Origin of the sequence: Spirillospora sp. NPDC048911 (assembly GCF_043198015.1) — a bacterium.
In the GTDB taxonomy this organism is placed as follows: Bacteria; Actinomycetota; Actinomycetes; order Streptosporangiales; family Streptosporangiaceae; genus Spirillospora.
In genome coordinates, this window is the sequence record NZ_JBICUD010000005.1 from 432,842 (window position 1) to 459,215 (window position 26,374).

20 protein-coding genes are annotated in these 26,374 nt (G+C 72.4%); 8 read left to right on the forward strand and 12 right to left on the reverse strand.

The genetic code is table 11. The features are described 5' to 3' along the window. Positions 1 to 2: 2 nt before the first annotated feature. From ACGFNU_RS24875 to ACGFNU_RS24895, 5 genes are all read right to left on the reverse strand, one after another. Complete coding sequence (locus ACGFNU_RS24875) at positions 3 to 1,352, reverse strand: phosphomannomutase/phosphoglucomutase (RefSeq protein WP_392597204.1); 1,350 nt, start codon at positions 1,350 to 1,352, stop codon at positions 3 to 5. A gap of 124 nt (positions 1,353 to 1,476) precedes the next feature. After that, on the reverse strand, positions 1,477 to 1,857 hold the full coding sequence (locus ACGFNU_RS24880; RefSeq protein WP_392597206.1) for a DUF3499 domain-containing protein: 381 nt from the start codon (positions 1,855 to 1,857) through the stop codon (positions 1,477 to 1,479). Between the two features lie 151 nt (positions 1,858 to 2,008). Further along, the gene (locus ACGFNU_RS24885; protein WP_392597208.1) at positions 2,009 to 2,698 is read right to left on the reverse strand and encodes a response regulator; all 690 of its coding nucleotides are present in this window, start codon (positions 2,696 to 2,698) and stop codon (positions 2,009 to 2,011) included. Continuing rightward, positions 2,695 to 3,912, reverse strand: a complete 1,218-nt coding sequence (locus ACGFNU_RS24890; RefSeq protein ID WP_392597210.1) for a sensor histidine kinase — start codon at positions 3,910 to 3,912, stop codon at positions 2,695 to 2,697. Before ACGFNU_RS24890 ends, ACGFNU_RS24885 begins: the two co-directional genes overlap by 4 nt. Beyond that, positions 3,909 to 5,780: a substrate-binding domain-containing protein gene (locus tag ACGFNU_RS24895; RefSeq protein ID WP_392597212.1), complete on the reverse strand. Its 1,872-nt coding sequence runs from the start codon at positions 5,778 to 5,780 to the stop codon at positions 3,909 to 3,911. The genes ACGFNU_RS24890 and ACGFNU_RS24895 overlap by 4 nt, the downstream gene beginning before the upstream one ends. A 219-nt stretch (positions 5,781 to 5,999) precedes the next feature. Here ACGFNU_RS24895 and ACGFNU_RS24900 point away from each other — a divergent pair, with 219 nt between their 5' ends. Then, a complete protein-coding gene (locus tag ACGFNU_RS24900) occupies positions 6,000 to 6,428 on the forward strand; it encodes a metallopeptidase family protein (RefSeq protein ID WP_392597213.1) in 429 nt (142 codons plus the stop codon). A 345-nt stretch (positions 6,429 to 6,773) separates the two neighbouring features. Continuing rightward, a complete protein-coding gene (locus ACGFNU_RS24905; RefSeq protein WP_392597215.1) occupies positions 6,774 to 7,676 on the forward strand; it encodes an esterase/lipase family protein in 903 nt (300 codons plus the stop codon). A gap of 327 nt (positions 7,677 to 8,003) precedes the next feature. Here the strand turns inward: ACGFNU_RS24905 and ACGFNU_RS24910 are convergent, their stop codons facing one another. The 4 genes from ACGFNU_RS24910 to ACGFNU_RS24925 all read right to left on the reverse strand — a co-directional run bounded on the left by ACGFNU_RS24910 (position 8,004) and on the right by ACGFNU_RS24925 (position 14,494). Further along, a complete protein-coding gene (locus ACGFNU_RS24910) occupies positions 8,004 to 9,464 on the reverse strand; it encodes a DUF5719 family protein (protein ID WP_392597216.1) in 1,461 nt (486 codons plus the stop codon). After that, positions 9,465 to 12,863: a glycosyltransferase gene (locus ACGFNU_RS24915; RefSeq protein ID WP_392597218.1), complete on the reverse strand. Its 3,399-nt coding sequence runs from the start codon at positions 12,861 to 12,863 to the stop codon at positions 9,465 to 9,467. Between the two features lie 147 nt (positions 12,864 to 13,010). Then, positions 13,011 to 13,274, reverse strand: coding sequence for a WhiB family transcriptional regulator (locus tag ACGFNU_RS24920; RefSeq protein ID WP_067487041.1), 264 nt, complete (start codon positions 13,272 to 13,274; stop codon positions 13,011 to 13,013). A 206-nt stretch (positions 13,275 to 13,480) separates the two neighbouring features. Further along, entirely contained in the window at positions 13,481 to 14,494 is a 1,014-nt protein-coding gene (locus ACGFNU_RS24925; RefSeq protein WP_392597220.1) for a hypothetical protein, read from the reverse strand. Positions 14,495 to 14,736: 242 nt separating this feature from the next. On the opposite strand from ACGFNU_RS24925, the gene cofD reads away from it, so the two are divergent. Both cofD and ACGFNU_RS24935 read left to right on the forward strand, forming a co-directional pair. Next, entirely contained in the window at positions 14,737 to 15,675 is a 939-nt protein-coding gene (cofD, locus tag ACGFNU_RS24930) for a 2-phospho-L-lactate transferase (RefSeq protein WP_392597221.1), read from the forward strand. Next, entirely contained in the window at positions 15,672 to 16,958 is a 1,287-nt protein-coding gene (locus ACGFNU_RS24935; RefSeq protein ID WP_392597222.1) for a coenzyme F420-0:L-glutamate ligase, read from the forward strand. Before cofD ends, ACGFNU_RS24935 begins: the two co-directional genes overlap by 4 nt. 15 nt (positions 16,959 to 16,973) lie before the next feature. Here the strand turns inward: ACGFNU_RS24935 and ACGFNU_RS24940 are convergent, their stop codons facing one another. After that, entirely contained in the window at positions 16,974 to 18,014 is a 1,041-nt protein-coding gene (locus tag ACGFNU_RS24940; protein ID WP_392597223.1) for a substrate-binding domain-containing protein, read from the reverse strand. A 239-nt stretch (positions 18,015 to 18,253) separates the two neighbouring features. Between ACGFNU_RS24940 and ACGFNU_RS24945 the strand changes: the two genes are divergently transcribed. From ACGFNU_RS24945 to ACGFNU_RS24955, 3 genes are all read left to right on the forward strand, one after another. Continuing rightward, the gene (locus ACGFNU_RS24945) at positions 18,254 to 19,219 is read left to right on the forward strand and encodes a C40 family peptidase (protein WP_392597747.1); all 966 of its coding nucleotides are present in this window, start codon (positions 18,254 to 18,256) and stop codon (positions 19,217 to 19,219) included. A 95-nt stretch (positions 19,220 to 19,314) separates the two neighbouring features. After that, on the forward strand, positions 19,315 to 20,193 hold the full coding sequence (locus ACGFNU_RS24950) for a DNA-3-methyladenine glycosylase family protein (protein WP_392597224.1): 879 nt from the start codon (positions 19,315 to 19,317) through the stop codon (positions 20,191 to 20,193). Between the two features lie 261 nt (positions 20,194 to 20,454). Then, positions 20,455 to 21,408, forward strand: a complete 954-nt coding sequence (locus ACGFNU_RS24955) for a LysR family transcriptional regulator (RefSeq protein WP_392597225.1) — start codon at positions 20,455 to 20,457, stop codon at positions 21,406 to 21,408. A 4-nt stretch (positions 21,409 to 21,412) separates the two neighbouring features. On the opposite strand, the gene ACGFNU_RS24960 is transcribed toward ACGFNU_RS24955, so the two are convergent. Continuing rightward, complete coding sequence (locus ACGFNU_RS24960; RefSeq protein WP_392597226.1) at positions 21,413 to 22,525, reverse strand: polysaccharide pyruvyl transferase family protein; 1,113 nt, start codon at positions 22,523 to 22,525, stop codon at positions 21,413 to 21,415. A 141-nt stretch (positions 22,526 to 22,666) separates the two neighbouring features. Here ACGFNU_RS24960 and ACGFNU_RS24965 point away from each other — a divergent pair, with 141 nt between their 5' ends. Then, positions 22,667 to 25,225 carry a bifunctional FO biosynthesis protein CofGH gene (locus ACGFNU_RS24965; RefSeq protein ID WP_392597227.1) on the forward strand — a complete coding sequence of 853 codons (2,559 nt, stop codon included), beginning with the start codon at positions 22,667 to 22,669 and terminating at the stop codon, positions 25,223 to 25,225. 5 nt (positions 25,226 to 25,230) lie between these two features. Here ACGFNU_RS24965 and ACGFNU_RS24970 read toward each other — a convergent pair whose 3' ends face one another. Beyond that, the gene (locus ACGFNU_RS24970; RefSeq protein ID WP_392597229.1) at positions 25,231 to 26,298 is read right to left on the reverse strand and encodes a sugar phosphate nucleotidyltransferase; all 1,068 of its coding nucleotides are present in this window, start codon (positions 26,296 to 26,298) and stop codon (positions 25,231 to 25,233) included. Between the last annotated feature and the right edge of the window lie 76 nt (positions 26,299 to 26,374).

The following is a 26,374-nucleotide window of genomic DNA, read 5'->3' on the forward strand; positions in this document are numbered from 1 at the left end:
GGTCACTTTCCCCTCACGATCGCCAGGACCTCGTCACGCACGGCCGCCATGGTCTGCTCGTCGGCGGCCTCGGCGTTGAGGCGGAGCAGCGGCTCGGTGTTGGAGGGCCGCAGGTTGAACCACCAGTCGCCGGTGCCGACGGTCAGCCCGTCCAGCTCGTCGATCGTGACGCCGGGCCGGCCCGCGAACGCCGCCCGGACCTGGTCGGCGGCGGCGGCCTGGTCGGCCACCTCGCTGTTGATCTCGCCGGACGCCGCGTACCGGTCGTACTCGGTGAGCAGCGCCGACAGCGGGCCGTCCTGCTCGCCGAGCGCGGCCAGCACGTGCATCGCGGCCAGCATCCCCGAGTCGGCGAACCAGAAGTCGCGGAAGTAGAAGTGGGCCGAGTGCTCGCCGCCGAACACCGCGCCGGTCTCGGCCATCGTCTGCTTGATGAACGAGTGGCCGACCCGCGTGCGCACCGGGGTGCCGCCGTGCTCGGTGACGACCTCGGGCACCGACTTGGACGTGATCAGGTTGTGCACGATCTTGGAGCCGGGGTGCTTGGCCAGCTCGCGGGTGGCCACCAGGGCCGTGATCGCGGACGGGGAGACGATCTCGCCGCGCTCGTCCACCACGAAGCAGCGGTCGGCGTCGCCGTCGAAGGCCAGGCCGACGTCGGCGCCGGTCTCGCGGACCTTGGCCTGCAGGTCGCGCAGGTTCTCGGGCTCGATCGGGTTGGCCTCGTGGTTGGGGAACGTGCCGTCGAGCTCGAAGTAGAGCGGCACCAGGTCGATCGGCAGGCTCTCGAACACCGACGGCACCGTGTGGCCGCCCATGCCGTTGCCCGCGTCGACCACGACCTTGAGCGGACGGATGCCGGAGAGGTCGACCAGCGTCTTGAGGTGGTCGGCGTAGCCCTTGAGCAGGTCGCGCTGGGTGACCGTGCCGGTCTCGCCGTCGTGGGCGGGCACGCCCTTCTCGACCAGCTCGCGGATCTCGGTGAGCCCGGTGTCGCGGCCGATCGGCTTGGCGCCCGCGCGGCACAGCTTGAGCCCGTTGTACTTGGCCGGGTTGTGGCTGGCGGTGAACATCGCGCCGGGCAGATCGAGGCTGCCGCTGGCGTAGTAGAGCAGGTCGGTGGAGCCGAGCCCGGCCTCGATGACGTCCGCGCCCTGACCGGTCGCGCCACGGGCGAAGGCCTCTGCCAGCGGGCCCGAGGACTCTCGCATGTCGTGGGCGGTGACGACCGCGGTGGCGCCGGTCACGCGCACGAACGCGGCTCCGATCGCCTCGGCGGTCTCGGCGTCGAGCTCCTCCGGCACGATGCCGCGGATGTCGTACGCCTTGAAGATCTTGGCGAGGTCGCCCACTCCTGCTCCCTATCCGAAAGGTCTGCCGCGTACGGCACTCCTCGTACGTGTTCCGAGCCTACCGGTGAGCGTCCCCGCGCCCGGCCACGCCTCGGGCAAGGCGCATGGTCACGACCGGGAACGGTCAGTCCTGCGGGGTGGGGGTGCCGGTCGAGTCGGAGCGCAGGACCCGCAGGTGGCCGCGGCGGCCGACCTCGGTGCCCTGCCCGACGGGCTCCTGACGGCCGCCGGCCGCGGGCTTGGCGGCCTCCCGGACCGCGTCCGCGAGCGCCTCCAGGTCGTCGTCGCTGGGCTCGGTGTCGGCGCCGACGGGCAGCCGGACGAGCTCCCACCCCATGGGGGCGGTGAGCCGCTCGGAGTGCTCCGCGCACAGGTCATAGCAATGCGGCTCGGCGTACGTGGCGAGCGGCCCCAGTACCGCGGTCGAATCGCGGTAGACGTACGTGAGCGTGAAGACTGCAGGCGCCTTGCAGGCGGTGCGGGAGCAGATGCGGACGGGGCTCACGATGGCCGACCGTACCCCCCTCCCGCCGCCTCCGCCACCACCCGCGTGCACGTGTCGCCGTTACCGGGCCGTTTCCGACGTTACAACTACATACCGTGCGGGCTTCGTCGCTCTGTGCTTCCGGGTCGGCGGCGGCGGGCCCGCCCCATGGTCAGGCGTGCGGCGGAGCGTCGGCGGTGCCCAGCCAGCGGGCGATCGCGGCGCCCCGGGCGCGGACGCCGAGCTTGGCGAAGATCCGGTTGACGTGGTTCTTGACCGTGTACTCCGAGACGACCAGCAGCGCGGCGATCTCGCCGTTGGAGCGGCCGCGCGCGATGAGGTCCATCACCTCGGCCTCGCGGCGGGAGAGCCCGAGCTCGGCGCGCCGGTCGGCGGGCGCGGGTTCCGGCGGCGGCCGGTCCCCGGGGCCCTCGCGCAGCGCCGCCACGACGGCGCGGCTGGCCTGGGGGGACAGGGGGCTGCTGCGCTCCGAGACCGTGTCCATGATCGCGGCGACCAGCTCCGCCGCGCCGAACGAGCCGTGCACGAGGTAGCCCGCGGCGCCGTTGCGGATCGCGGCGCCGATCACGTCGGCGTCCGCGTCGTACGAGAGCATGAGCACCTTGGCCAGCGCGCTCAGCGGCGCCGCCGCGGCCACGCCGTCCATCACCGGCATGCGCACGTCCAGCAGCACCAGGTCGGGCCGCGCGCGCTGGGCCAGCTCGATCGCCTGGGCCCCGTCGGACGCCTCGCCGACGACCTGGACGCCGCCCGACTCCAGCAGGGTCGTCAGGCCCGTCCGGACCACGGGGTTGTCGTCCACCACGAGCACCCGGAGCGGGCGCGGATCCCTGGAGGTCATGAGGCTCGTCTTTCTGCCGGGGGCGTCTCCGCGACCGGAGGCGGCGCCGAGGGGACAGTGATCACAATGGTCGTCCCGTCCCCCGGGCGGGAGTGAACGGTGAGCCTGCCGCCCACCTGCCGTGCGCGTTCCTCCATTCCGACCAGCCCGTAATGGCCCGCGCGGGAGAAATGGCCGAGTCCCTCCCCCACGGGCACGGCGAAGCCCCCGCCGTCGTCCCGCACGGCCAGTTCGACCCCCTCCGGCAGGCAGGCGAGGCGCACGTCCACCCGGCGTGCGCCCGCGTGCCTGGCCACGTTGGTGAGGGCCTCCTTCATGATCGAGATGACCTCGTACCGGACCATCAGCGGCACGTCGCGGTCGCCGGGCGCTCCGGGGACGACGTCGAGCCGGATCTGGACCCGGTGGCGGGCGCCCCACTCGGCGGTGATCCGCCGCACCGCCACGTCCAGCGGCAGCGTGAAGGTCTCGTCCCGCAGGTCGGCGATGAGCCCCCGCGCCTCGCGTGTGGCCACCTGGAGGGCGTCGACGATGTCGCGCGCGGTGTGCTCGGCCCGGTCGGGCGAACGGCGGATCCAGGTCGGCAGCGCGGTGGCCGACATCGCGATGCCGTGCAGGGTCTTGGCCAGCGAGTCGTGCATCTCGCGGGCCAGCCTGTTGCGCTCTTCGGCCGCCGCGGCGGCGGTCCTGGCGTTCCGCAGCGCCGTCTCCGCGTCCGCGTACTGGTCGAGCAGCCGCCGCAGGCACACCCCCGCGCAGGCCGCGACCGGATAGAAGCCGGACACGAGGATCGCCGTGCCCGGACGTCCCGTGAGCGGCTCGCCCAGCACGATCGCCATGTAGCTCAGGGCGATCTGGGTCACGCACACCACCAGCACGGGCCGCCACGAGTACAGGACCCCGGCGATGGCCGACGTCGAGACCGTGACGAGGAAGCACGCCCCGAAGACGCCGCCCTGCACGAGAACGGCGGCGGCCAGGAGGGCGTCCACGCAGGCCAGGATCGGCCACCGCACCAGCCAGGACAACACCGGGCGCCAGGCGAAGATGGCCGCGGTGGACGCCACGGCCAGCCCGGCCGCGGTGAGGGCCAGGTCCGCGTCCAGCCGGCCGGCGGGCATCAGCGCCATCGCCATGGCGAGCGTCAGCAGCCGCAGCGACACGAGCAGCCGGAACGCGACGCCCAGCCGCACCCAGGTCGTCGAGACGCTCATGAGCCGCACACCGGGTCGCCGTCGGCGATGCGCATGCTGTCCGACCGCTGGAAGAGCGCCATGATCCGGCGGAAGTTGTCGATCTTGAACGCGCAGCCGCCGGTGGCCCCCGCCGCCGACCGCAGCTCCGGCGCGATCGTGCCGTCGAAGTCCAGGACGATCACGTTCACCGGGCGCTTCCGGTCGTAGGACCTCTTGACCTGCTGCAACACCGCGGGCCCGGCGGGCCCGCCGCCCTCGTCCGCCCCGGAGGTGAGCACCAGCACGACGTTGAGCTTGTCCGGCACGTGGGTGCGCGTCACCTCCCACTGGGCGGCCCGGATCGCCTCGTACAGGCGCGCCCTGCCGTCCCGCCGGGCCGGGAGCCGCCGCAGCGCCTCCTGGAGCCGCAGCCGGTGGGCCACGCCGTCCGCGTCGGTGTCGCCGAGTTCGCGGACGGGCGCCAGCGGCACGTACGGGCGGGAGCCGCGGCCGGTGGACACCGTCCAGAGGCCGAACGCGCTGCGGTCGGCCATCGCCGCGAAGCCGGCGCCCAGCGCGGTCATCATCTCGGTCAGCGGCTCGGCCGCCGGGTCGGCCTGCCGCGCCGCCGGGCCGGTCGTGCCGCGTCGGACGGTCTTCGGCGGATCGACCACGACCAGGATGTTGGTGACGCGCGCGAAGGCGTGCCAGACCCGCCGGATGCGCGCCGCCGCGCCCGGCCCGGTCACCGTCAGGCCGCCGGGCGCGGGCGCCGAGAGCTCCGTCCCCGACATCAGCAGGGAGCTGCGGCCACGCCCGCCGCTGAACGCGGGAACGGTGCCCACGGGGCCGCGCAGGCCCACTTTCTGAAGCTCCGCGACGGTCTGGGCGGAACGCAGGGCGGTCCGGAACTCCCGGGCGATCCGCGTCTTGTCGGGGTTGGTCGTGACGACCGTGAACGGGTAGTCGAGGTAGGGCGTGCGGTCGGGCGGGTAGATGGCGCGCATCTTGCTCGTGGCCGCGGCAGGGCTGCGGTTCTGCGACCACACCAGTTGCTCTGGCAGGACGGCCACATGCACGTGCCCGTCGTTCTTGTTCTCGGCTCGCATCCGTTCTCCGGCCCCTGCCGCCGGCAGAAGCTTGGTCGTGCGGAGCATCCGGGCGAAGCCGTCGACGCCGCCGGACCACTCCTCCAATGCGAGCAGGGTCGCCATCCCGGCACCGGCCCTGTCCGGGTCGAGCATCCGCAGGCGCAGCGACTTGCCCGCACCGATGCCGTTAGCGCCACCGTCATCGCCGGGGCCGCTGCCACCTTCCGCGCCGCTGCCGCCGCCCGCACCGCTGCCGCCGTCGTCGGAGCGGGCCTTGCGGGAACGTACGCCCGCCGTGAGCCCGCGCCAGGTCAGGTTCTCCAGATTCGACTCGACGCCGCCGTCCGCCTTGGCCGGCAGCGCGAAGACCAGCGGCGAGGACGCGACCGAGACCGCCTCCTTGCCGGGGACCGCCGTGCGCTTCGCCCTGTTGCGCGCGAGGTCGATCCACAACGACGAGTCGGGGATCCAGGCGTCCGGCGGGGTCTGGCCGGCCGCGAAGGACGCCGACGTCCGGTCCGAGTCGCCCGCGGCGATCCGGACCAGCGCGCACTGCTTCTTCGCCCGCCGGTCGGCGTTGTAGCGCCCGGCCACGGCCGTGGCGGCGGGCGCGATGGCCGGATCGACCGTGACGACCAGCCACTGCGTGTTCCCGTCGCACTCGGGCCCGCCGCGCGTGAGCGCCCAGCCGCCCGCGCCGAGCAGCAGCCCGGCCGCCAGCGCGATGGCCGCCGCGACCGTCAGCCGGTCATGGTTACGCCGGGGCTGGGACACCGGGTCACCGCCCGGCGGGGACCAGGGGGATGATCCATCCATGTCACTCTCCCCGGGCAGCGCCGTAGCGCGAGGAACGAGTGTCGTCCTCGCGCCGACCTACTGTGGCATAGCTTCGTGAACAAGATCGTACGAATAAGCTCAATTTCTGACGAAAGGGCGCAACTCTCCTTGGACCAATTGTCAACGCCCGGCGGCCCGGACCGATTGTCAATGGCCGGGAAGGAGGAACCAGGGGGCCGGGCGGGTAGTCTGGTCCCCGTGCGATCCCGTGTGGCAGGCGTGCGTCGCCGCGACCGGTACGGCCGCGGCCTGCGTGGCCCTCTGACACCCCCTCAGACGCCGATCTCCCGCACCCGCGCGGAGCGCTTCGACGACCTCGTCCGCGACGAGGTGCGCCGGCTGGAGCAGCGCTGGGGCCGCGAGCTCGCCCAGGTGGAGTTCGCCGTCGAGGACGTCCCGGATCTCGAGCCCTGGTTCGACGGGCCCGTCCCGCTCGGCCAGACCGTGCCCGGCGACAACGGCCGTCCCGTCCGGATCGTGGTCTTCCGCCGCCCTGCCGAGGCCCGCGCCACCGGCGACCGCGAGCTCGGCAGGCTCATCCGCGACCTCCTCGTCGAGGAGGTCGCCGATCTGCTCGGCCTCTCCCCCGAGTCCGTCGACCCGAGCTACGACACCCCCGACGACTGACCTCCCGCTCGGCAGTGCGGTCGTGGCCGCCTGCCGGACAACGCCGCGTGACCACCTGCCGGCCAACGCCGCGTGACCGCCCGCCGGCACTGCGGCTCGGTTGACCGCTCGGCCGATCGCCCTGCCCTGCCGCATCGGCTGGACGCCTGCCCGCCGCCTGGAGCGATCGATCGACGGCCGGAGTGAATGCTCGGGCGGGTGTGGCCGGGGCCAGGCGGGCGAAAAGGCCGGGGCTGCGCCGCGTAGTGCTCAGGGGTCTGGCGCGATCAGGTTTCAGCCGTCATGATCACCGCAATGTCATGATCATTCGGATCATGGCCATGGCGTGTCATGAAGGGCCCGCGCATGCCCCCCTCCCCGCGCAAGGCCGTCGCGTCGGCGATCGCCATGCTGGCCGCGGCCGGCATCCTGAGCGTTCCGGCTTCCGCCCAGGCCGCGTCGCCCGCGACCGCGGCACCCACCGCGGCGGCCGGAGCCGTCTACTTCGTCCATGGAATCGACTGGAACCACTCCAGCGCGGGTGACGCGCAGATCAACTGCGAGAGCGCCTGGAAGGCGGCCAAGGCCGCGCTCACCGGCCGGGGCTGGACCGGGAGCCTGGTCACCTGGGGCTTCTACGCCAAGGACACCCGCTGCACCCGCAAGTTCAACGGCACCCTCAACACCCGGATCCAGGAGCTGGGCCGCAAGCTCGCCTGGGACATCCACGACAACCACACCAAGCAGGGCGAGCCCGTCGACGTGGTCGGCCATTCGATGGGCGGCTTGATCGTCCGCGCCGCCATCGAGGGCGTGCGGCGGTACGGCCAGAACGCGGACTGGCCCGACAGTCTCCAGATCCGGGACGTCGTCACGTTCAGCGCCCCGCACACGGGCACCGGCTGGGCCACCACGTGCACGGCGCTCCGCGGTTGGAAGCAGTGCAGCGACATGCGGCCCGGCAGCGGCTTCCTCTCGTGGGCCGGCCAGAACCCGCAGGCCGCCGGCGGCACCGACTGGACCCTCATCGGGGCGAGCGACGACGACATGATCACCAGCGGCTCGGCGACCGGGATGCGTGCGAAGCACAAGTGGATCTACGCGTCGGGGCAGGGCCTGGAGCACAGCACGGTGAAGAACAAGGGCGCCGAAAGCACCGGCTGGAAGGCCCGGTACACCGACGACTACGCGACGACTTGGCTCAACCAGACCAATGGCGCCGGACCTCTCGGGCTGATGCACGACGCACTTTCCTCGACCGCCCGCTGATAGTGCCACGGCTCTAGTCCGGGTCTCGTGAAATGGGGCCGCCGCCCCTCCCGGCGGCCCCGCCATACCGATCAGAACAAGGTGTTGACCTGCGGCTCGGCGCGTTCCAGAGGCAGCGTCTTCGCCTTTCTCTCCGGCTTCCCCAGTACCACTCAATAATGGAACCAGGGCATCTTTCCCGAGACTCGGCTCTGGCGTCATGATTGACGTGTTCGCCCGTTCATCCCTTGATCAAGGAGAGCACGGCGGACCGCGGTAACGGGAGCGGACCGACCCTTTTCGCTCCCGCGGTGGGCCCCGCCCGAGGGGACGGGGCTCACAGCGCGCTCAGGGGATGAGCGCGGTCTGCGAGTCGCCCACCGGTGGCAGCGTGACGGTACCGAGGGCCGGGCCGATGGGCATGATCGTGAACAGGCCCTTGTCGCCCTTGCCCGTGGAGAGGGTCCGGGCGGCGTGCACGGGCCCCGAGCCGGGTCTCGGAACGATCAGCGTGCCGTACCCCGCGTCGCCCGGACGCGGCGCGGCGAGCTTGATCTCCACCGTCCGCCCCGCCCCGATCGGGACGTCCTTCGGGGTGCCCTGGCCCTGCGCGTCCACCGAGGTGACCCGGACGGTCGCGGCGGCGGCGGGCGCCGTCAGCTGCACGTACGCGGAGAAACGGTTGTCGGTGACCAGGCCGCCGGACGCGCCGAGCGGGAGCGTGGCGGTGCCGAGCGCGACGTCGGCGCCGCGTTGCGCGGACAGGCCCGCGACGATCGGCCGATCCGAGACGAGCCGGACCGCGGCGGCCTTGCCCGAGAGGGCACGGTCGAGGTCGAACGGGGTCACCGTCTCGGCGGGGGCGTCCAGCACATCCTGTCCCTGTGGAGCGAACGCGCCGCTGGCCGTGATCACCTGGATCCGGATCCGGGCGTCCTGCTCGCCCGGCACGCCGACCAGCAGCTGCCGCCGCCCGCCGCCGCCCGGCACGCCGGGGACCACGAGCGACGTCGCGGGCGCGGGCGACAGGGGCATCCACTCGATGCCCTTCTTCTTGCCGATCCGGACCCGGACGGAGGCCGCCACCCGCCCGGTCGCGGCACGGACGTGCAGTGCCAGATCGCGCGCCGCCTTCACGATGTCGCCGAGCCCCTCGGCCGACGCGCCGATGCGGATGACCTTGGTGCTGTACGGCTCGACGGGGGTGCCGTGGCCGTCCACGGTGTCGAGCGGCCCCTCGCCGGACATCGCGGTGACGTCGACCGAGGCGGGCTGGGCGTCCACATTGGTGAGGTAGAGGTCGACGCGCTCGGCGGCGTCCGGTCCCGGGCCGAGGAACCACAGGTCGGTGCCCGGCCGGGCGCATCGGGTGCCGGCCAGCCCGCGATCCGGGCCGCTGCCCCAGTAGACGGTCCGCTCGGCCTCCAGCCCCGCGGCGAGCCCCCCGCCGCCCCGGACGGTGTACGAGCCGTTCTTGGCGCGGCGTACGTCCTCGGCCAGGAACGTCCCGGCGGTGGGCACCGAGGCGATCGCCTTGCCGTCGGTGGTCTGGATGACGTCGACCCGGCCGCCGGACGTGCCTCCCGCGCTGTCCTTGGGAGGCGTCAGGAGGCTCATGCGTCCGTCCTCGCCGCCCCAGGGGCAGACCAGGAAGGCCGAGGTGACCGGCGCCTCGACGCTCTTGGCCGCGGCCCGCGTGCGTTCGTCGGGACGGGACAGGGTCGCGGCACCGTACAGCGCGAGCAGCGCGACCAGCACGAGACCGGCCGTGGCGTAGCGGGAGCCCAGCAGGCGGAGGATCCTGTCCATCTACGAACGCTCCTCGGACCCCGTGCCCGCCCGTCCGGCGGGTTCGATCCGCGGGAAGTCGACGGTCTCCATCGGGCCCGTGCCCGTGGCCTCCGGAGACTCGCTCGGAGCCGGGACGACGACGCCACCGGTCGCCTCAGCCGCGAGCTCGTCCTCGGCCTCCGGCCGGGCGCCGCGACGGCGGCGGATGCCCTCCGCCCGGCGGGCCAGCGAGCCCGCCGCGGCCCGCGCCCGGCGACCGCCGCGCGACCGGCCGTGCCGCCCATGCCCGCCCGAGATGACCTGGCCTTCCAGTTGGACGCCGGGCAGCGCGAAGACGGCGACCAGCAGGACCGCGACGCCCTGGATTCCGACCCACAGATGCCGCAGCAGCATGCCCCGCGACAGCTCGAACTCGCCGCCGCCCGCCGGCAGCTCGTAGCCCTGGGCCCAGCCGTCCACGGTCTTGGACTTGATCTCGGCGCCGTTGAACTCGGCCCGCCAGCCGCCGTCGGCGGGCTCGGCGAGGAGCAACGTCCGCGGCCCAGCGCCGGCGGGGATGGTCACGGTCGTGGAGACCGACGGCGCCTCCCCGACGGCCAGCGGCGTCACGCCCTCGTCGTCAAGCACCATCAGCCGGCCGGACGCCGAGGGGAGCCGCCAGGCGCCGAAGTCGCGCGTCCGGCTGAGCCGGCCGAGCTCGGGGTTCGCGTCGAGGACGGCGGTGAGGGCGTCGCGGTCGGGCCGGGGCACGAGGACGTACTGGACGCCCATCCGGGTGAGCGCCGGGGCGTCGCCGATCCGGCCGCCCGCGAGCCCGGCGACGAACCCGTCCATCCGGCGCCGCGCCGTCGCGTTCACCGGCGTCTCGGCCTCGCCGAGCATCGGCTCGCGGCCGCGGAGCACGGTGTAGGCGACCCGGCCGGAACCCTCGCGGTGCATGACCAGGGTCCGCGGCGCGGTGGGGCCGGTCACGAACGCGGGGATGACGTCCGCGTCGACCTTGCCGAGCGGGCCGCCGGCCCCCTGGGCGACCCAGACGCCGGCGGCGAGGACGGGCACGCTGAGGGCGGCGAGGACGACCACCGCTCCGCCCGCCTGGTAGGTGAGATGCCGGCCGGCGAGGACCTCCACACCGCGCTGGACGGCCGCGGTGGCGGCCAGGAGCACGCCGGCCGCGGCGAAGACGAGCGCCACGCCCGGCCAGGCGGGAGCCTCGTCGGCGCCCTTGGGCACCGTGGCCATGCTGACCAGGATCGCGGTGAGGCCGCCGAAGATGGCCAGCATCCAGCCCGCCAGCACGGCCGTCCGGCGGCTGCGGAGCGGGAGGGCGCAGATCGCGATGAGGAGCAGCCCGTACATCGTCCAGCGGACCGGGGTGCCGGGACCGCCGGGGTTGAGCGCGAGCAGGTCGCGGGCGGTGGCGGCGGGCGTGGCCGCCGTGTGCAGCCCGGCTTCGAGCAGGAACCGGGACGGGTGCAGCAGCAGGCCCACCGTCCACGGCAGGAGCAGCAGCGGCGGTGTCGCCAGCGCGACGGCCAGGTTGCGGCGGCCGAGGCCGCGCGCCCGCCCGTCGAAGAGCACCCGGGTGAGCGCGCCCGCGATGAGCGCGAGCGGCCACGTCAGCGGGACGAACGCCATCGCCACGGTGAGCAGCAGCGCGACGCTCCAGGCCGCGCGGGCCGCGCGCTTGCGCCGCAGCGCCGGATCGGCGGGCACCGCCTTCCGGGGGAGGCCGTACATCCGCGCCACCTGGACGGCGATCAGCGGGAGCAGCACGATCACCACGGCGGTGCCGAGCCGGCCGCCCGCGATGGCGCCGGTGGCGGCGGGCAGCAGGGCGTAGACGGCCGCGAACCACGCCCGGACGTACGGCGCGGGGACGCGGCGGCGCGGATGGTGGACGCGGCGCCCCGAGACCCGGTCGCCGGGGACGACGAGCCGCGCGGCGAGATAGGCCGTGACCCCGGCCATCGGGACGCTGCCGAGCAGGAGCACCGAGACGACGATCCAGGGCTCGCCGAACGTCAGCGTGGAGAGCAGCGCCAGCACGGCCAGGTACGGCGGGCTGCCCGCGTCCGAGCCGAGGCCGGCCGGGTGCCATCCCGAGAGGTACTGGGCCCACAGCTCGTCCGCGCCGCCCCAGGCCGGCACGAGCGCGCCGCCGCCCAGCCGCCCGGCGGCCGTGAGGAGGGAGCGTTCGGCGGCGATCGAGACGGCGGTGAGGCCGAGGACGAGCACGAGCCCCGGATGGGCGAGCAACCGGCGGACGGCGCTCGGCCTGTCCGGGACCGGGGCGTCCTCGTCGTCGTGGCGGCGGCCGGCCGCGCTCTTGGCCGCGAGGTGGTTCGCCAGCGCCTCGAAGGTGCGGCGCAGCGCGACGAAGCGAGGCTGGTAGCGCTTGATGGAGTGGTAGACGTGCCTGCGGCCGTCCGACCGCGCGGCACGTGCGCGCCTCAACCGGCGTGGGCCGCGCAGGACGTCGCCGAGCGCGGCCAGCTCGTCCTTGGCCGCCTGCTGCTGCTTGACCACCAGCAGGAACAGGACCCGCGCGAACGTCGACCAGATGTTGCGCGCCAGGGCCCGCACCATCGGGAACGCGGGCAGGTTGCCCAGCAGCGTGTAGAGCGCGTTGCGGCGGTCGCGGCGGCGCGGCGACTCGGCCGACAGGCCGATCTCGCGCACACCGCGGCGGGACGCCTCGGCGTGGAACACCACCGCGTCGCTGACGGCGACCACGCGGTGCCCGGCGGCGTGCGCCCGCCAGCAGAAGTCGAGGTCGTCGCGGAACAGCCCGAACTCCGGGTCGAAGCCGCCCAGCCGTTCCCAGACGTCGCGGCGCACCAGCATCCCGGCGCTGCCGACCGACAGCACGTCCTTGACGCCGTCGTGCTGGCCCTGGTCGAACTCGCTGCGATCGAGGCCGGTCTCGCGCCGGCCGGCGCCGTCGACGGTGACGCCCAGTTCGAGCAGCACCCTGCGGTCGGCCCAGTCGCGCAGCTTGGCGCCCAGCACGGTCGCGTTGCGGTCGGAGTCGGCCACCCGCAGCAGCAGCGCCAGCGCGTCGTGCGCGGGCGCCGAGTCGTCATGGAGCAGCCAGATCCATTCGGTGCGGGGTTCGCCCGGGGCGTCGTCCGGGACCGGCACCGAGGCCGCGGGATGCCGCATCGCCTCGGCCAGCGCCGCGCCGTAGCCGGTCGTCCGGGGCAGCGTGAGCACGTTGCCCGCGCCCACGACCTCCGCCAGCACGGCCGGACCGCGGTCGCGGCTGCCGGTGTCCACCGCGACGAGGCGCTGCACCGGCCTCGTCTGGGTCAGCAGCGCCTTGAGCGTCTCCGGCAGCCACCGCGCACCCTCATGCGCGACGAGGACCGCCGTGACGACGTGACGATCGGATGGGCGGGGAAGTGGAGTCGACAAGGGACGCTCGTTGGGGGTCGACGGTCAGCAGCCGTGCCGGCCCATGGCCGGCACGGCTGCCAACTGTACGCGTGCCCCGGGAGACCCGCCCTGGGATCCCCCTAGATCGGGGAGTCGCCCTCGGCCGAGGGCCCAGAGCTCACCCTCTCAGACGGCTTGGCGCTTCAACTTGCGACGTTCGCGCTCGGACAGTCCCCCCCAAATACCGAAACGTTCATCGTGCTGCAGCGCGTACTCCAAGCACTCCGCCCGCACCTCGCATGCCCGGCACACCTTCTTGGCCTCGCGAGTGGAGCCGCCCTTCTCCGGAAAGAATGCCTCCGGGTCCGTCTGCGCGCACAGTGCGCGCTCCTGCCAGCCCAACTCTTCACCGTCTGTGCCGTGCGCCAGCGGGATCACTACCTCGCTCACAGCGCACCTCCTAGCCCGTGGAGCCCCCTGGTCAATGCCTTCCCTCGAGCTCCATCCCCCGAGAAGGCATAGAACTACACGCACGAAATTACACGCGTGTAGTGCCCGGTCCGTCAAGCGGAAGAAGTTTCCGGGGGGACATAGGACGCTATTTGGGGACCACGCGGATCGAGATTGACCAATGATCAGTTCCGGCCGTCAGATATTCACTGGGGCGGACGGTTGTCCCGATACCAGTCGCCGCCCTCTTCGGGGCGCTGCTCGCCCTGCTGACCCTGTTGCCCCTGTTGTCCGTATCCGGGCTGGCCGTATCCGCCGGACTGGCCGCTTTCATCGGACGAACCGCCGTAGGCCCGCGTCCACTCGCCGGCGCCCTCTTCCTCGGCGGCGGGCTGCTGCTGGTAACCGGCCTGGTTGCCGTACTGCTGGCCCTGGTCGTAGCCGCCCTGCTGGCCCTGCTGACCTGGCTGGCCCTGCTGGTCGTAGCCCGCCTGCTGCCCGTACTGCTGACCGTATTGCTGCTGGTCGCCGTAGCCCTGCTGGGGCTGGTCGTAGCCGCCCTGCTGGCCGTACGCCTGCTGACCGTACTGCTGCTGGCCATAGCCCTGCTGCTGGTCGTAACCGGCCTGCTGCCCGTACTGCTGCTGGTCGCCGTAGCCCTGCTGCTGGCCGTACTGCGGCTGGCTCGGCTGGCCCTGCTGGCCCTGCTGGTAGCCGTAGTCGGGGTACGCGCCGGGCACCTGGCCGGGAGCGGGCGCCTTCGGACGTGCCGGCTGCATGCTCTGGAAGACCGTGAAGACGAACCAGCCGCCGATGCCGATCACGGCGAGCTTGGCCACGCCCATCAGGAACGCGGCGAGCTTGGCCGAAGCGCTGATCTTGATCTCGGCCGGGCCGTCGCCGCCCGCGAGCATGCCCGCCAGCCAGGCGATGATGGTGAACAGCGCGATGCCGCCGAGCACGCCGAGGGCGCCCATCACGATGGTGCGCGCCTGCGGGGTGGGCGGGTCGATCCAGGTGACGAGGAACACGGCGAGCACCAGCAGCCCGACGACGGCGACGCTGGTGAAAGTCCCCCCGGAGATCTCGGAGAACGCGTTGTACTTGAAGCTGTCTCCGGACAGGAGGCCGATGATCCCGGCGAGCAGTTGCAGGCCGGCAGAGGCGACCAGTGCCCAGGCGGCCGGTTCACGCAGACGCTGGACGGCTTCCTTATTCACGACCATCTCTCCAGACAGAGGGAATCGGTTTCCTACCCAAAGCTTTGCACATTGCGCCGCCCGGCGTCCGCCCGGCAATGATCATCCACCGGCGTGTTTACCCGGGATGTACCCCGCCATGTCTCATTCGTTCCTCCGCCGCGTCCCGCCGGGCGCCTCGCCGCTCCACGGGGCGGCCAAGGGCGGTCCAAGAGCTGGACCGGCGTCAGAGGCGGGGGCCCGGGCGCCCTAGGCTGGCCCGCATGAGGATCGTGGCGCTGGCGGGCGGCATCGGCGGAGCCCGCTTCCTGCGCGGACTGCAGGCGGCCGCCCCCGCGGCCGAGATCACTGTGATCGGGAACACCGGGGACGACATCACGCTGTTCGGACTGCGGGTCTGTCCCGATCTGGACACGGTGATGTACACGCTCGGCGGCGGCATCAACGAGGACCAGGGCTGGGGCCGCACCGGCGAGAGCTTCACCGTCAAGGAGGAGCTGCTGGAGTACGGGGTCGGGCCGGGCTGGTTCGGTCTCGGCGACCGCGACTTCGCGACCCACATCGTGCGCACGCAGATGCTCGCCGCCGGCTATCCGCTGTCGGCCGTCACCGAGGCGCTGTGCGACCGCTGGAAGCCGGGCGTGCGGCTGATCCCGATGACCGACGACCAGGTCGAGACGCATGTCGTGATCGACGACCCGGAGCAGGGCCGCCGCGCGATCCACTTCCAGGAGTGGTGGGTGCGGCTGCGCGCCGCGATCCCGGCGGAGTCGATCGCGCTCGTCGGCGCCGGGGACGCCAAGCCCGCGCCGGGCGTGCTGGAGGCGATCGAGGCCGCCGACGTCGTGCTGTTCCCGCCGTCCAACCCGGTCGTGAGCGTCGGCACGATCCTGTCGGTGCCGGGCGTCCGCGCCGCGGTCGCGGCCAAGACCGTCGTCGGGGTCTCGCCGATCATCGGGGGCGCGCCGGTGCGGGGCATGGCCGACGCGTGCCTCACCGCGATCGGCGTGGAGACCTCCGCGCAGGCCGTCGCCGAGCTGTACGGGCCTGACCTGGTGAACGGCTGGCTGGTGGCCGAGGCGGATTCCGGCGTACGGGTCGACGGCATGGAGGTGCGGTCCCGTCCGCTGCTGATGAGCGATCCGGAGGCCACCGCGGCCATCGCCCGCGCCGCCCTCGACCTGGCCGAGGAGCTGGCGTGAGGCTGGAGGTGTTCGGGCTCCAGGGCCTGCCGGAGGTGCGGGAGGGCGACGACATCGCCGCCCTCGTCCCGGACGGCGCGATCGAGGACGGCGACGTCCTCGTCGTCACGTCCAAGATCGTGAGCAAGGCCGAGGGCCGGGTGCTCGTCGCCGACGACCGCGAGAAGGCCATCGACGCCGAGACCGTGCGCGTGGTGGCCCGCCGCAGGCACGCCCACGGCGAGACGCGGATCGTCGAGACCCGGCAGGGGCTCGTGCTGGCCGCAGCCGGCGTCGACGCCTCCAACACCGCGCCCGGCACCGTCCTGCTGCTGCCCGCCGACCCGGACGAGTCGGCCCGCAAGATCCGTCATGCGCTGCGCGAACGCACCGGCGTCGACGTCGCCGTCATCGTGTCCGACACGCTCGGCCGCCCGTGGCGCATCGGCCTGACCGACGCCGCGATCGGGGTGGCGGGGCTCGCGCCGCTGGACGACCTGCGAGGGCGCGACGACGCGCACGGCAACCGGCTGGACGCGACCATCACTGCGGTCGCCGACGAGCTCGCGTCGGCCGCCGAGCTGGTCAAGGGCAAGCTCGGCGGCGTGCCGATCGCGGTCGTCCGCGGCATGGGCGGGCTCGTCACCGAGGAGGACGGCCCGGGGGGGCGTGCGCTCGTCCGGCCGTCGTCGGAGGACATGTTCCGGTACGGCTCGGCCGACGTGCTGCACGCGCGCCGGACGATCCGGGAGTTCACCGACCAGGCGGTGGATCCGGCGGCGGTCCGGCGGGCGGTCGCCGCGGCGATCACCGCGCCCGCGCCGCATCACACGACGCCCTGGCGCTTCGTCCTGCTGGAGTCCGAGGACGCCCGGACCGCGTTGCTGGACGCGATGCGCGACGCCTGGGAGGCCGACCTGCGCCGCGACGGCTTCACCGAGGAGTCGATCACCAAGCGGCTGCGGCGCGGGGACGTGCTCCGGCGCGCCCCCTACCTGATCGTGCCGTGCCTGGTGATGGACGGCTCGCACGACTACCCGGACGCGCGCCGGGCGGGCGCCGAGCGCGAGATGTTCGTCGTCGCGACGGGCGCGGGCGTGCAGAACCTGCTGGTCGGGCTGGCGGTCGAGGGGCTCGGCTCCTGCTGGGTGTCGAGCACGATGTTCTGCCGCGACGTCGTCCGCGAGGCGCTGGACCTGCCGGACGAGTGGGACCCGATGGGCGCGGTCGGCGTCGGGCACGCCGCCGCGCCGCCGCGCGACCGTCCGCCGCGCAGCGCCGACGCGTTCATCGAGGTGCGCTAGCCGCGGGGTTCGGCGTCAGCGGCGGGACCAGGAGCGGAGCGCCTGGTCGATCTCCTGCTGGGTGGGGAGGCGCAGGACGCGCGGCGCGGCCTCGGTGAGGCCGTGCTCGCGCGCGTACGCCGTCCCCATCGCCCCCTCCGGCGTGCGGAAGCCGAAGCGTTGCAGCGTCTCGCGGGCGGACCTGGAGCCCAGCGCCGACAGGAAGGCCGCCGCGCCGTCGTGCCGGAGCGGCTCCCGGCTCGTGATGGCGAACGGATGGTCGAGCATGAGCGTCCCCTCCCGGGGCGGCAGCGCCACCACGGGGTTGGGCCGGTGCGCGTCGTTGTAGGCGACGACGGCCTGCTCGGACGTGACCGCGAGGGGGCGGACGAAGCGTTCCATGCCGGCGAGGTCGTTCAGCGGGGTCACCTCCACGCCGCGGCGCAACTCGCCGACGAGCTTTCCGTTCACCGATCTCCGCTGGACCTGGCCGAGAGCGATCATCGCGACGGTGCCGGTCATGCCCTTCGCCGGATCGGTCGTGCGGCGCGCCAGCGTGATGCCCTTCGCCTTCCGGACGAGCAGGAGCTGCCAGGTGGGGGCCACGCGGGCGGCGCGGAACTCGGCTTCGACGGGACGGGTGGTGGCCAGCACCACGGCCGAGGTGGCGAATGAAGGCGCACCCGCGGGGACGGCCGTGTGGCCCGCCTTGCGCGCGACGCCGAGCCACAGCGACGACTCGGGGATCCAGGCGTCGCTGCGCTGGCGCTGCGCGGACGACCAGACGTAGTCGGCCGGGCGGACCGCCGTGATCTGTGCCCGGACGCATCGGCCGCCGACCCGGCGGGACTCCACGTTGAAACGATCCGCGATGGTCCGCAGCGCCGGGACGATCTCGGGCTGCGCGGCGATCGTCACCTCCAGCGGAGCGCCGCTGCACGACTCGGAGAACGCGCCGAGCGCCCAGGCGCCACCGCCGCCCACGCCGGCGGCGATCAGGGCGCCGACCGCCAGGAGGACGGGCAGCCTGCGACGGCCACGGGACGGGGACCCCGCACCGAAACGGTCATTCGCCACATTCGCCCCAGAAGTAGTCGTCCGTCGCACCAGCATGACAAGATCTTTTTGGGGCCCTCCCCGGGCCCCCCGAAGAGATCCATCCAAAAGATTACGAGTAATGCCGGCGGCGACGACCGACCGGCTTGTCATAAGAGCGGCAGTGGAGAGATCCGCGGCAGCGGAGTGATCCGCCGCCACTCGCCCCCGCTGGGCGCGGCGGCCATGCCGGTGCGCCCGAAAGGAGTTCGCTCTTGCTTGTGAAGCGGCGAGCACAACTCATCATCGCCTCGGCGATGGCCATCACCTGCGGCGCGGCGGCACTTCTCGCCCTCGTCCTCAGCACCGTGACCGATTCGGCGACGGCGGGAAACGTCGGCGCCGCGGCCGACGACCCGCGCGAATTCCCGGCCACCAAGGCCATCGGCGGCCACAAGGTCAAGGACCTCAAGGCGACCCGGTACAAGCAGTACGCCAGAGGCGCCAAGATCCGGATCAAGTGCCAGGCCTGGGGCACGCTGGCCTACGAGTCATATATCTGGGACAAGACCACGGACGGCTTCTGGGTCCCCGACCACTACGTCAAAACGGGTCACAGCAAGTTCGTGCCCGGCGTCCCGAAGTGTGACGACGACAAGCCGACGGCCGGACCCGGCCACGGCAAACCCGTCTTCGAGGACCCCCGCTGCGCCGAGGCGGGTGCGGTCCACGGCCGCCAGGGCAAGGCCGCGGCGAGCAGCGTGAAGGGCTCCGCCGAGGGCACCTCCGAGCAGAAGATCGAGCGGGTCGTCGCGGCGGCCCTCTCCCAGACCGGCAAGAACCTCCCGTACTCGTGGGGCGGCGGTGGCCTGGGCGGGCCGAGCTGCGGCAACCCCAAGGGCCACTTCAGGGAGAGCGCGGACGACTACAACCGCTACGGGTACGACTGCTCGGGCCTCACGGCCTACGCGTTCTGGAAGGGCGCCGGCAAGGACATCGGCCCGGCCACCGGATTCCAGATCACCAAGGGCGAGAAGGTCTCCTACAAGGAGCTGCGCCGCGGCGACCTGATCTTCTGGGGCGGTGGCTCGTACGGCTGGAAGACCACCCACGTCGCGCTGTACCTCGGCAAGGACAAGATCGTCGAGGCCCAGTGGCCGCGCACGACGACCAGCGTCCGCGTCCGTGACTTCGACAGGTCCGCGGAGAAGAACCTGGCCGCGCACGCGATCCGCGTCTTCACCTGACCCGGAGAAGCGGCCACGGAAGCCGCCTCCGGCCGGGCGGCCCCCGGCCGGAGGCGGCTTCGCCGTCGTCAGGGTGGTGGCACACTTGCGATGCGATGTTGGAACGGGAATGGCGGCCGCCCTGGCCGATCGACGTCCGGCGGGCGCTGGCGCCGCACCGCCGGGGCCACGGCGATCCCGCGTTCCAGATCGGACGCGACGGCACGATCCGGCGCACCTCGTTCACCCCTGACGGCCCCGGAACGCTCAGCCTTCGCGAATCCGGCCCAGCGATCCACGCCGCCGCCTGGGGCCCTGGCGCAACCTGGCTGCTCGACGGAGTGCCCGACCTCCTCGGCGCCCGGGACGTTCCCGAGGAGTTCATGCCGGATCATCCGCTCCTGCGCGACCTGATCGTGCGGAGCCCCGGCCTGCGGATCAGCCGTACCGGCCGGGTCTTCGAGGCGCTCGTGCCCGCCGTCCTGGAGCAGAAGGTCCTGGGCCTGGAGGCCTTCCGGGCTTGGCGCTACCTGCTGCGGCGCTTCGGGGAGCCCGCGCCCGGCGCCCCGGACATGCGAGTGCCCCCGCCGCCCGAGGTGTGGGCGCGCATCCCGTCGTGGGAATGGCACCGCTCAGGCGCGGAGGCGGTACGGGCTCGTACGATCATCGGCGCCGCCCGGGTGGCGGGCCGGCTGGAGGCCGATCCCGCCGAGCGCAAGCTGCGTTCGCTCCCCGGCATCGGGGTCTGGACGGCCGCGGAGATCAGGCAGCGGGCGCTCGGCGATCCCGACGCCGTCTCGGTCGGCGACTACCACCTGCCCGGGATCGTGGGCTGGGCGTTCACCGGCCGCAAGGTCGACGACGACGGGATGCTCGAGCTACTGGAGCCGTACGCGGGACATCGGTACCGGGTCACCCGGCTGCTGGAATCGTCCGGCGCCGGGCCTCCGCGACGGGGGCCGCGTCTCGCTGTGCGTGACTATCGCCGCTTCTAGACTGCCTGCGCCGCATCCAGAAGTTGTTGCGGGCCCAGTCGAGGCTGTCGCGGGAGTCGGCCCCGAAGATCGGGCCCAGGACGGCGAGTGCGGCGAAGAGGATGAGGAACGTGACCATGGGAGTGTCCTTTGGGTCTTGATGGGTGGGCCCTGGCCGGGGCCCGGGGGACGTTCCCGCGCGGTGTACCTCTAGTTTGACCCGAGTCGAACCTTCAGGTCCAGCGACCTTTTCTGCATGGAATGTGTAAGAATCGCTTCACTATGCTGGACCTGGTCAGGCTGCGGATACTGCGCGAGCTCAAGCAGCTCGGGACCGTGGGGGCCGTCGCGGACGCCCTGGCCTACAGCCCCTCAGCCGTCTCCCAGCAACTCGCCCAGCTGCAGAAAGAAGTGGGCGTCCCCCTGGTCGAGAAGGTGGGCCGCCGCCTGCGCCTCACCGCCGCAGGCGAAGTTCTGGCCGAGCACGCCGAATCCTTGCTCTTCCAAGCCCAGCGCGCCGAAGAGGCCACCGTCGCCGCAGCCGGCCGCGTGGCGGGCACCGTCAAAGTCGTCGGTTTCCAGACAGCACTCCTGCACGTCCTGGCCCCCGCGCTGCCTACGCTCTCCGCCACCTACCCCGACCTCTGCGTGGACGTCCTCGACGAGGAGTTCAGCCGCGTCCAGCAGTCCCTCATCCTGCAAGACATCGACATCGTCCTGACCGACGAGTACTCGCACCTGCCGCGCCCCAACCGCGCGGAGCTGACCTCCGAAGTGCTCGTCACCGAACACATGCGCATCGCGCTCCCCGAGAAGCACCCGCTCGCCGTGTCAGGCGCACCGGTCCGCCTGGCCGACCTCTCCACGGCCGCCTGGGCGACCGGGCACGTCGGCACCAACCACTCCGACCTCCTGGTGCGCACCTGCGTGGACGTGGCCGGGTTCCGCCCGGACATCCGGCACCGCTCCAACGACTTCCTGGTCATCTTCGCGATGATCGCCCACGGCGCCGTCGCGTTCATCCCCGACCTGGCCCTCGCCGAACGCGAGGCCGGCATCGTCGTCCGCGAGCTCGCCGAGGCCGACGTCCTCCGCCGCATGGTCATGTGGACCCGCACGGGCACCGAGACCGCCCCCAACGGCCGCCCCGCCGTCCGCGCCGTCATGGAGGCCCTCCGCACGTCCGCCGACGCCCTGGTAGAAGCCCGCCCCAGTCTCACCCGAGGCCCCGCCTAGCGCTTCAGGGGTAGATCTTGGCGGCGACCGTGGCCTTTGCTTCCGCGTACGAGCGGAGGGCCGCCGCGTCGAAGCCACCGGACGCCGGACGTTCCGGGACGGTCAGGCCGTCGGTGAGGGCCCAGCCGCTGCCACGCTCGATCAGGGACCCGTGCTTGGTGGAGTAGTAGTCGGCGTTGATCGACACCGCGACGCCGCTCGCTCCGGCAGCCGCGGCCATCATGTGCACGTGGAACCGGGTCGAGATCCACGTCTGGCCCGGGCCTGCCGGGAGGCCGTGCTGCCAGACGCCGGCGAACGGGTAGAAGCGCACGCCTGGCAGCTCCGGCTCGATGAGGTCGAACACCGCCCTGTCGGCGCCAGGGATGCCTTCCACGATGCCGACACGTTCGCCTGTGACGCCCCAGGAGTTCAGTGTCTCCAGCACGAACGCCGCCAGTGCTCCGCGCGGCATGTCGAGCAGGTCCGACTGGAGGCACAACATCACCTCGCGCAGCGGCTCCTCAGGACGCCGGAAGAGATGCGGGCCGACTCCGAAGAACATGTCGTCCCCGGTACGGCTGACGGTCGTCGCATCACCGATCAGCTCCGCGGAGGGCCTGTCTCGTACGTCGATGAGCTCGAAGTGCGAGGCCAGCCCGCGTACCAGCGGCGTCACGTACTCCGGCAGCGGCGACAGTCCCTGGCCGGTCATCACGGCACGACCTCCGGACCGCTGCACCGCGCCTACGGCCGCGGCCATCAGCCCGTAGTGCTTGGGCCAGATCCTGTTGATGTAGCCCCCGCCGATGATGTGCACCACCCGCGCCCGCGCGGCCACGTCGATGCCGGCCACCCAGCGGACCGCCATGCTCGGCGTGTGCATCGCCTGCCGCACCCAGCGGGTGACCTCCCACGGGTCGTCGCCCGGCGCCTCCCAGCACAACCGCCAGAACGTGTCGGTGAAGCGGGCCTTGGGGTGGATGCCGCCCAGCAGCGCCGCCGCCGGTCCCGGGCTGGGGCAGTCAAGCCAGACCTCGGTCTCCGGATCCGTCTCGGCCAGGTACCGCAACCACAGGGCGGCGATCAGCTCGTCGCCGTAGTTCGGGAAACCGGAGGTGCCGACCAGGTAGTACACAACGCCGTCCAGGGCCGAGGCGAACAGATCGTCCTGATGCTATCGAGGGGTTTGGGGGAATAGGACGGGGTGGGCGGGGGCTGTAGGGGACGGGTGGGGGCGGCTGGACGGGCAATATGACGTTTGGCATAGAGTGCGTGCATGGACGCTGGTGTGACGGACTCCGCGCTTCGCCGGGCGTTGGCCCGCGCGCGGGACGGCAAGACGCTCGATGTTTCCGAGGCCACCACTCTGCTGCACGCACGAGGTGCGCAGCTCGACGATCTGCTGACGTACGCCTCGCGGGTGCGGGACTCCGGGCTGGAGGCCGTGGGGCGGCCCGGGATCATCACTTACAGCCGCGGGGTGTTCATTCCCCTGACGCGGTTGTGCCGGGACCGGTGCGGCTATTGCACGTTCGCCACCGTGCCGCACAAGCTGGAATCGCCCTATCTGAGCCCTGACGAGGTCGTGGAGATCGCGCGGCAGGGGGCGGCGCTGGGGTGCAAGGAGGCGCTGTTCACGCTGGGCGACAAGCCCGAGGACCGGTGGAAGCCGGCGCGGGAATGGCTCGACGCGCACGGGTACGACGACACGATCTCGTACGTGCGGGCGATGGCGATCCGGGTGCTGGAAGAGACGGGGCTGCTGCCGCACCTGAATCCCGGGGTGATGAGCTGGCGCGACTTCCAGCGGCTCAAGCCGGTGTCGGCGTCCATGGGGATGATGCTGGAGACGACGTCCACGCGGTTGTTCACTGAGCGGGGCGAGGCGCACTTCGGGTCGCCGGACAAGGACCCGGCCGTGCGGTTGCGGGTGCTGGAGGACGCGGGACGCACCAATACCCCGTTCACCACGGGCATTTTGATCGGGATCGGCGAGACGCTGGCGGAGCGGGCCGACTCGATCTTCGCCATCAGGAAGACGATGCGGGAGTACGGGGCGATCCAGGAGATCATCGTCCAGAACTTCCGCGCCAAGCCCGACACCAAGATGCGGGCCACGCCGGACGCCGGGCCGGAGGAGCTCGCGGCGACCATCGCGGTGACGCGGCTCGTGCTCGGGCCCAAGGCACGTATTCAGGCTCCGCCCAACCTGGTGGGCGGCGAGTTCGCGCTGATGCTCCGGGCCGGGATCGACGACTGGGGCGGCGTCTCCCCGGTCACCATCGACCATGTGAATCCCGAACGGCCATGGCCGCAGATCGACGAGCTGACGGCCAAGACAGCGGAGCTGGGCTTCACGCTCAGGGAGCGCCTGCCGATCTACCCGGAGTACGTCAAGCGCGGCGAGCCCTGGATCGACCCTCGCATGATGGGACACATCGCCGCACTCGCCGAGCCCTCGGGGCTCGCCGACGACGACAAGAATCCCGAGGGACGGCCCTGGCAGGAGCCGGACGGAGGCTTCGAGTCGTTCGGACGCACAGACCTCCACGTCGAGATCGACACCACCGGCCGCACCAGCGACCGGCGGGACGACTTCGACGAGGTCTACGGCGACTGGGACGCCCTCAAAGAGCGGATGTCGGCACCACAGCGCTTCGACGCCGACATCAAGGCCGCACTGGCGAAGGCGGAAACAGACCCGACCAGCCTCTCCAACGACGAAGCCCTAGCCCTGCTCCACGCGGACGGGCCCGAGCTGGAAACCCTCACCAAACTGGCCGACGACCTCCGCCGGGACGCCGTGGGCGACGACGTCACCTATGTCGTGACGCGCAACATCAACTTCACGAACGTCTGTTACACGGGCTGCCGCTTCTGCGCGTTCGCCCAGCGCCGCACCGACGCCGACGCCTACACGCTCTCCCTGGAGCAGGTCGGCGACCGGGTCGACCAGGCCTGGGCGGCAGGCGCCACCGAGATCTGCATGCAGGGCGGCATCCACCCCGACCTGCCGGGCACCGCCTACTTCGACCTCGCCCGCGAGGTCAAGAAGCGGGCGCCGGAGATCCACCTCCACTCCTACAGCCCGATGGAAGTGGTCAACGGCGCCTCCCGCACCGACATGTCGATCCGCGAGTGGCTGCAGGAGGCCAAGGCCGCCGGCGTCGACTCCCTGCCCGGCACGGCCGCGGAGATCCTCGACGACGAGGTCCGCTGGGTGCTCACGAAGGGCAAGCTGCCGACCGAGCAGTGGATCGAGGTCGTCACCACCGCGCACGAGGTGGGCCTGCCGACCACCTCGACGATGATGTACGGCCACGTCGACACCCCGTCGCACTGGGTCGCGCACCTCAAGCTGCTGCGTTCGCTGCAGGAGCGAACGGGCGGGTTCACCGAGTTCGTGCTGCTCCCCTTCGTGCACCACAACTCGCCGATCTACCTGGCCGGCCTGGCCCGCCCCGGCCCCACCGTCCGCGAGAACATCGCCGTGCACGCGCTGGCCCGCATCCTGCTGCACGGCGCCATCCACAACATCCAGACCTCATGGGTGAAGCTCGGCGACGAGATCGCCACCCGCGTCCTCCAGGGCGGCGTGAACGACCTGGGCGGCACCCTCATGGAGGAGACCATCAGCCGCATGGCGGGCTCGGAGAACGGCTCGTTCAAGACCATCAGCTCGCTGGAGGCCATCGCCGCCGCGGCCGGCCGGCCCGCGGTGCAACGCACGACCGAGTACGGCCGCCCCTCCCCCGAACGCATCGAAGCGGCCCGCAAGACCGACGGCGTAGGCCACTTCGGCAAGGGCCTCTCCCTGCCCCTGGTCAGCGGCTGACGATGTCAGGCGTCGGCGGAGAAGCGGACTGCTGTGGGCGGGAGGATGATGCCCGGCCAAAGGCGGAGGCCGTCGCGGAGTTCGTTGCCCGGGCCTACCGAGGCGCCGTCGCCGAGGATGACGCCGTCGAGGACGGCGCCGGGGCCGACGCGGGCGCCGCGGCCCACGACCGAGTCGCGGACCGTGGCGCCTTCGGCGACGAACGCGCCGTCCTGCAGGACGCTGCCGATCACGGTGGCGCCGGGCTCGACCTCGGCGCCGCGGCCGACGGTGGTGCCGCCGCGGACGACGGCGCCCGGCGACACGATCGCGCCGTCGAGGCAGAGGCGCTCGCCGGGGTCGCCGGGCATGGCCGATGAGGCGATCTTGCCGAGGACGAGGTCGCGGGACCCCTGGACGAACGCCTGGGGGGTGCCGACGTCGAGCCAGTAGGCGGTCTCGACGTAGCCCATCACGATGGCGCCGGAGGAGATGAGGGAGGGGAACGTCTCGCGTTCGACGGAGACCACTTCGTCGACGGGGATGGAGTCGATGGCCGAGCGGCGGAAGACGTAGCAGCCGGCGTTGATCTGGTCGGTCACGGGGTGGGGGGTCTTCTCCAGGAACGCGGTGACGCGGCCGTCGGGGCCGGTGGGGACGCACCCGAAGCGGGACGGGTCGTCGACCCTCGTCAGGTGGAGGGTCACGGCGGCGGACGATTTCTCGTGCAGGTTGACCTGGGCGGCGACGTCGTGGCCGGACAGGATGTCGCCGTTGAGGATCAGCACGGGCTCGTCGGAGTCGCAGGTCAGCGCACGGGCCGCGTTGCGGATGGCGCCGCCGGTGCCGAGCGGCTGGTCCTCGCTGACGTAGGTGAGGTCGACGCCGTGCGCGCTGGTGCCGAAGGCCGCCTCGAACATCTCCGCGCGGTAGGACGTCGCGAACACGATGCGGTCGACCCCGGCCGCCCGGGCCCGGGCCAGCTGGTGGGCGAGGAAGGCGACCCCGGCCGTGGGGAGCAGCGGTTTGGGAGTGGAGATCGTCAATGGCCGCAGCCGGGTTCCCTGGCCCCCGACCAGAAGAATCGCTTCCACTAGGCTCCCCTCTCGCATGGCCCCGGGCCCCGCGCCCGGCGCCCCTCCCGTACGGTCGTGCGAGCCTACTTGGCCT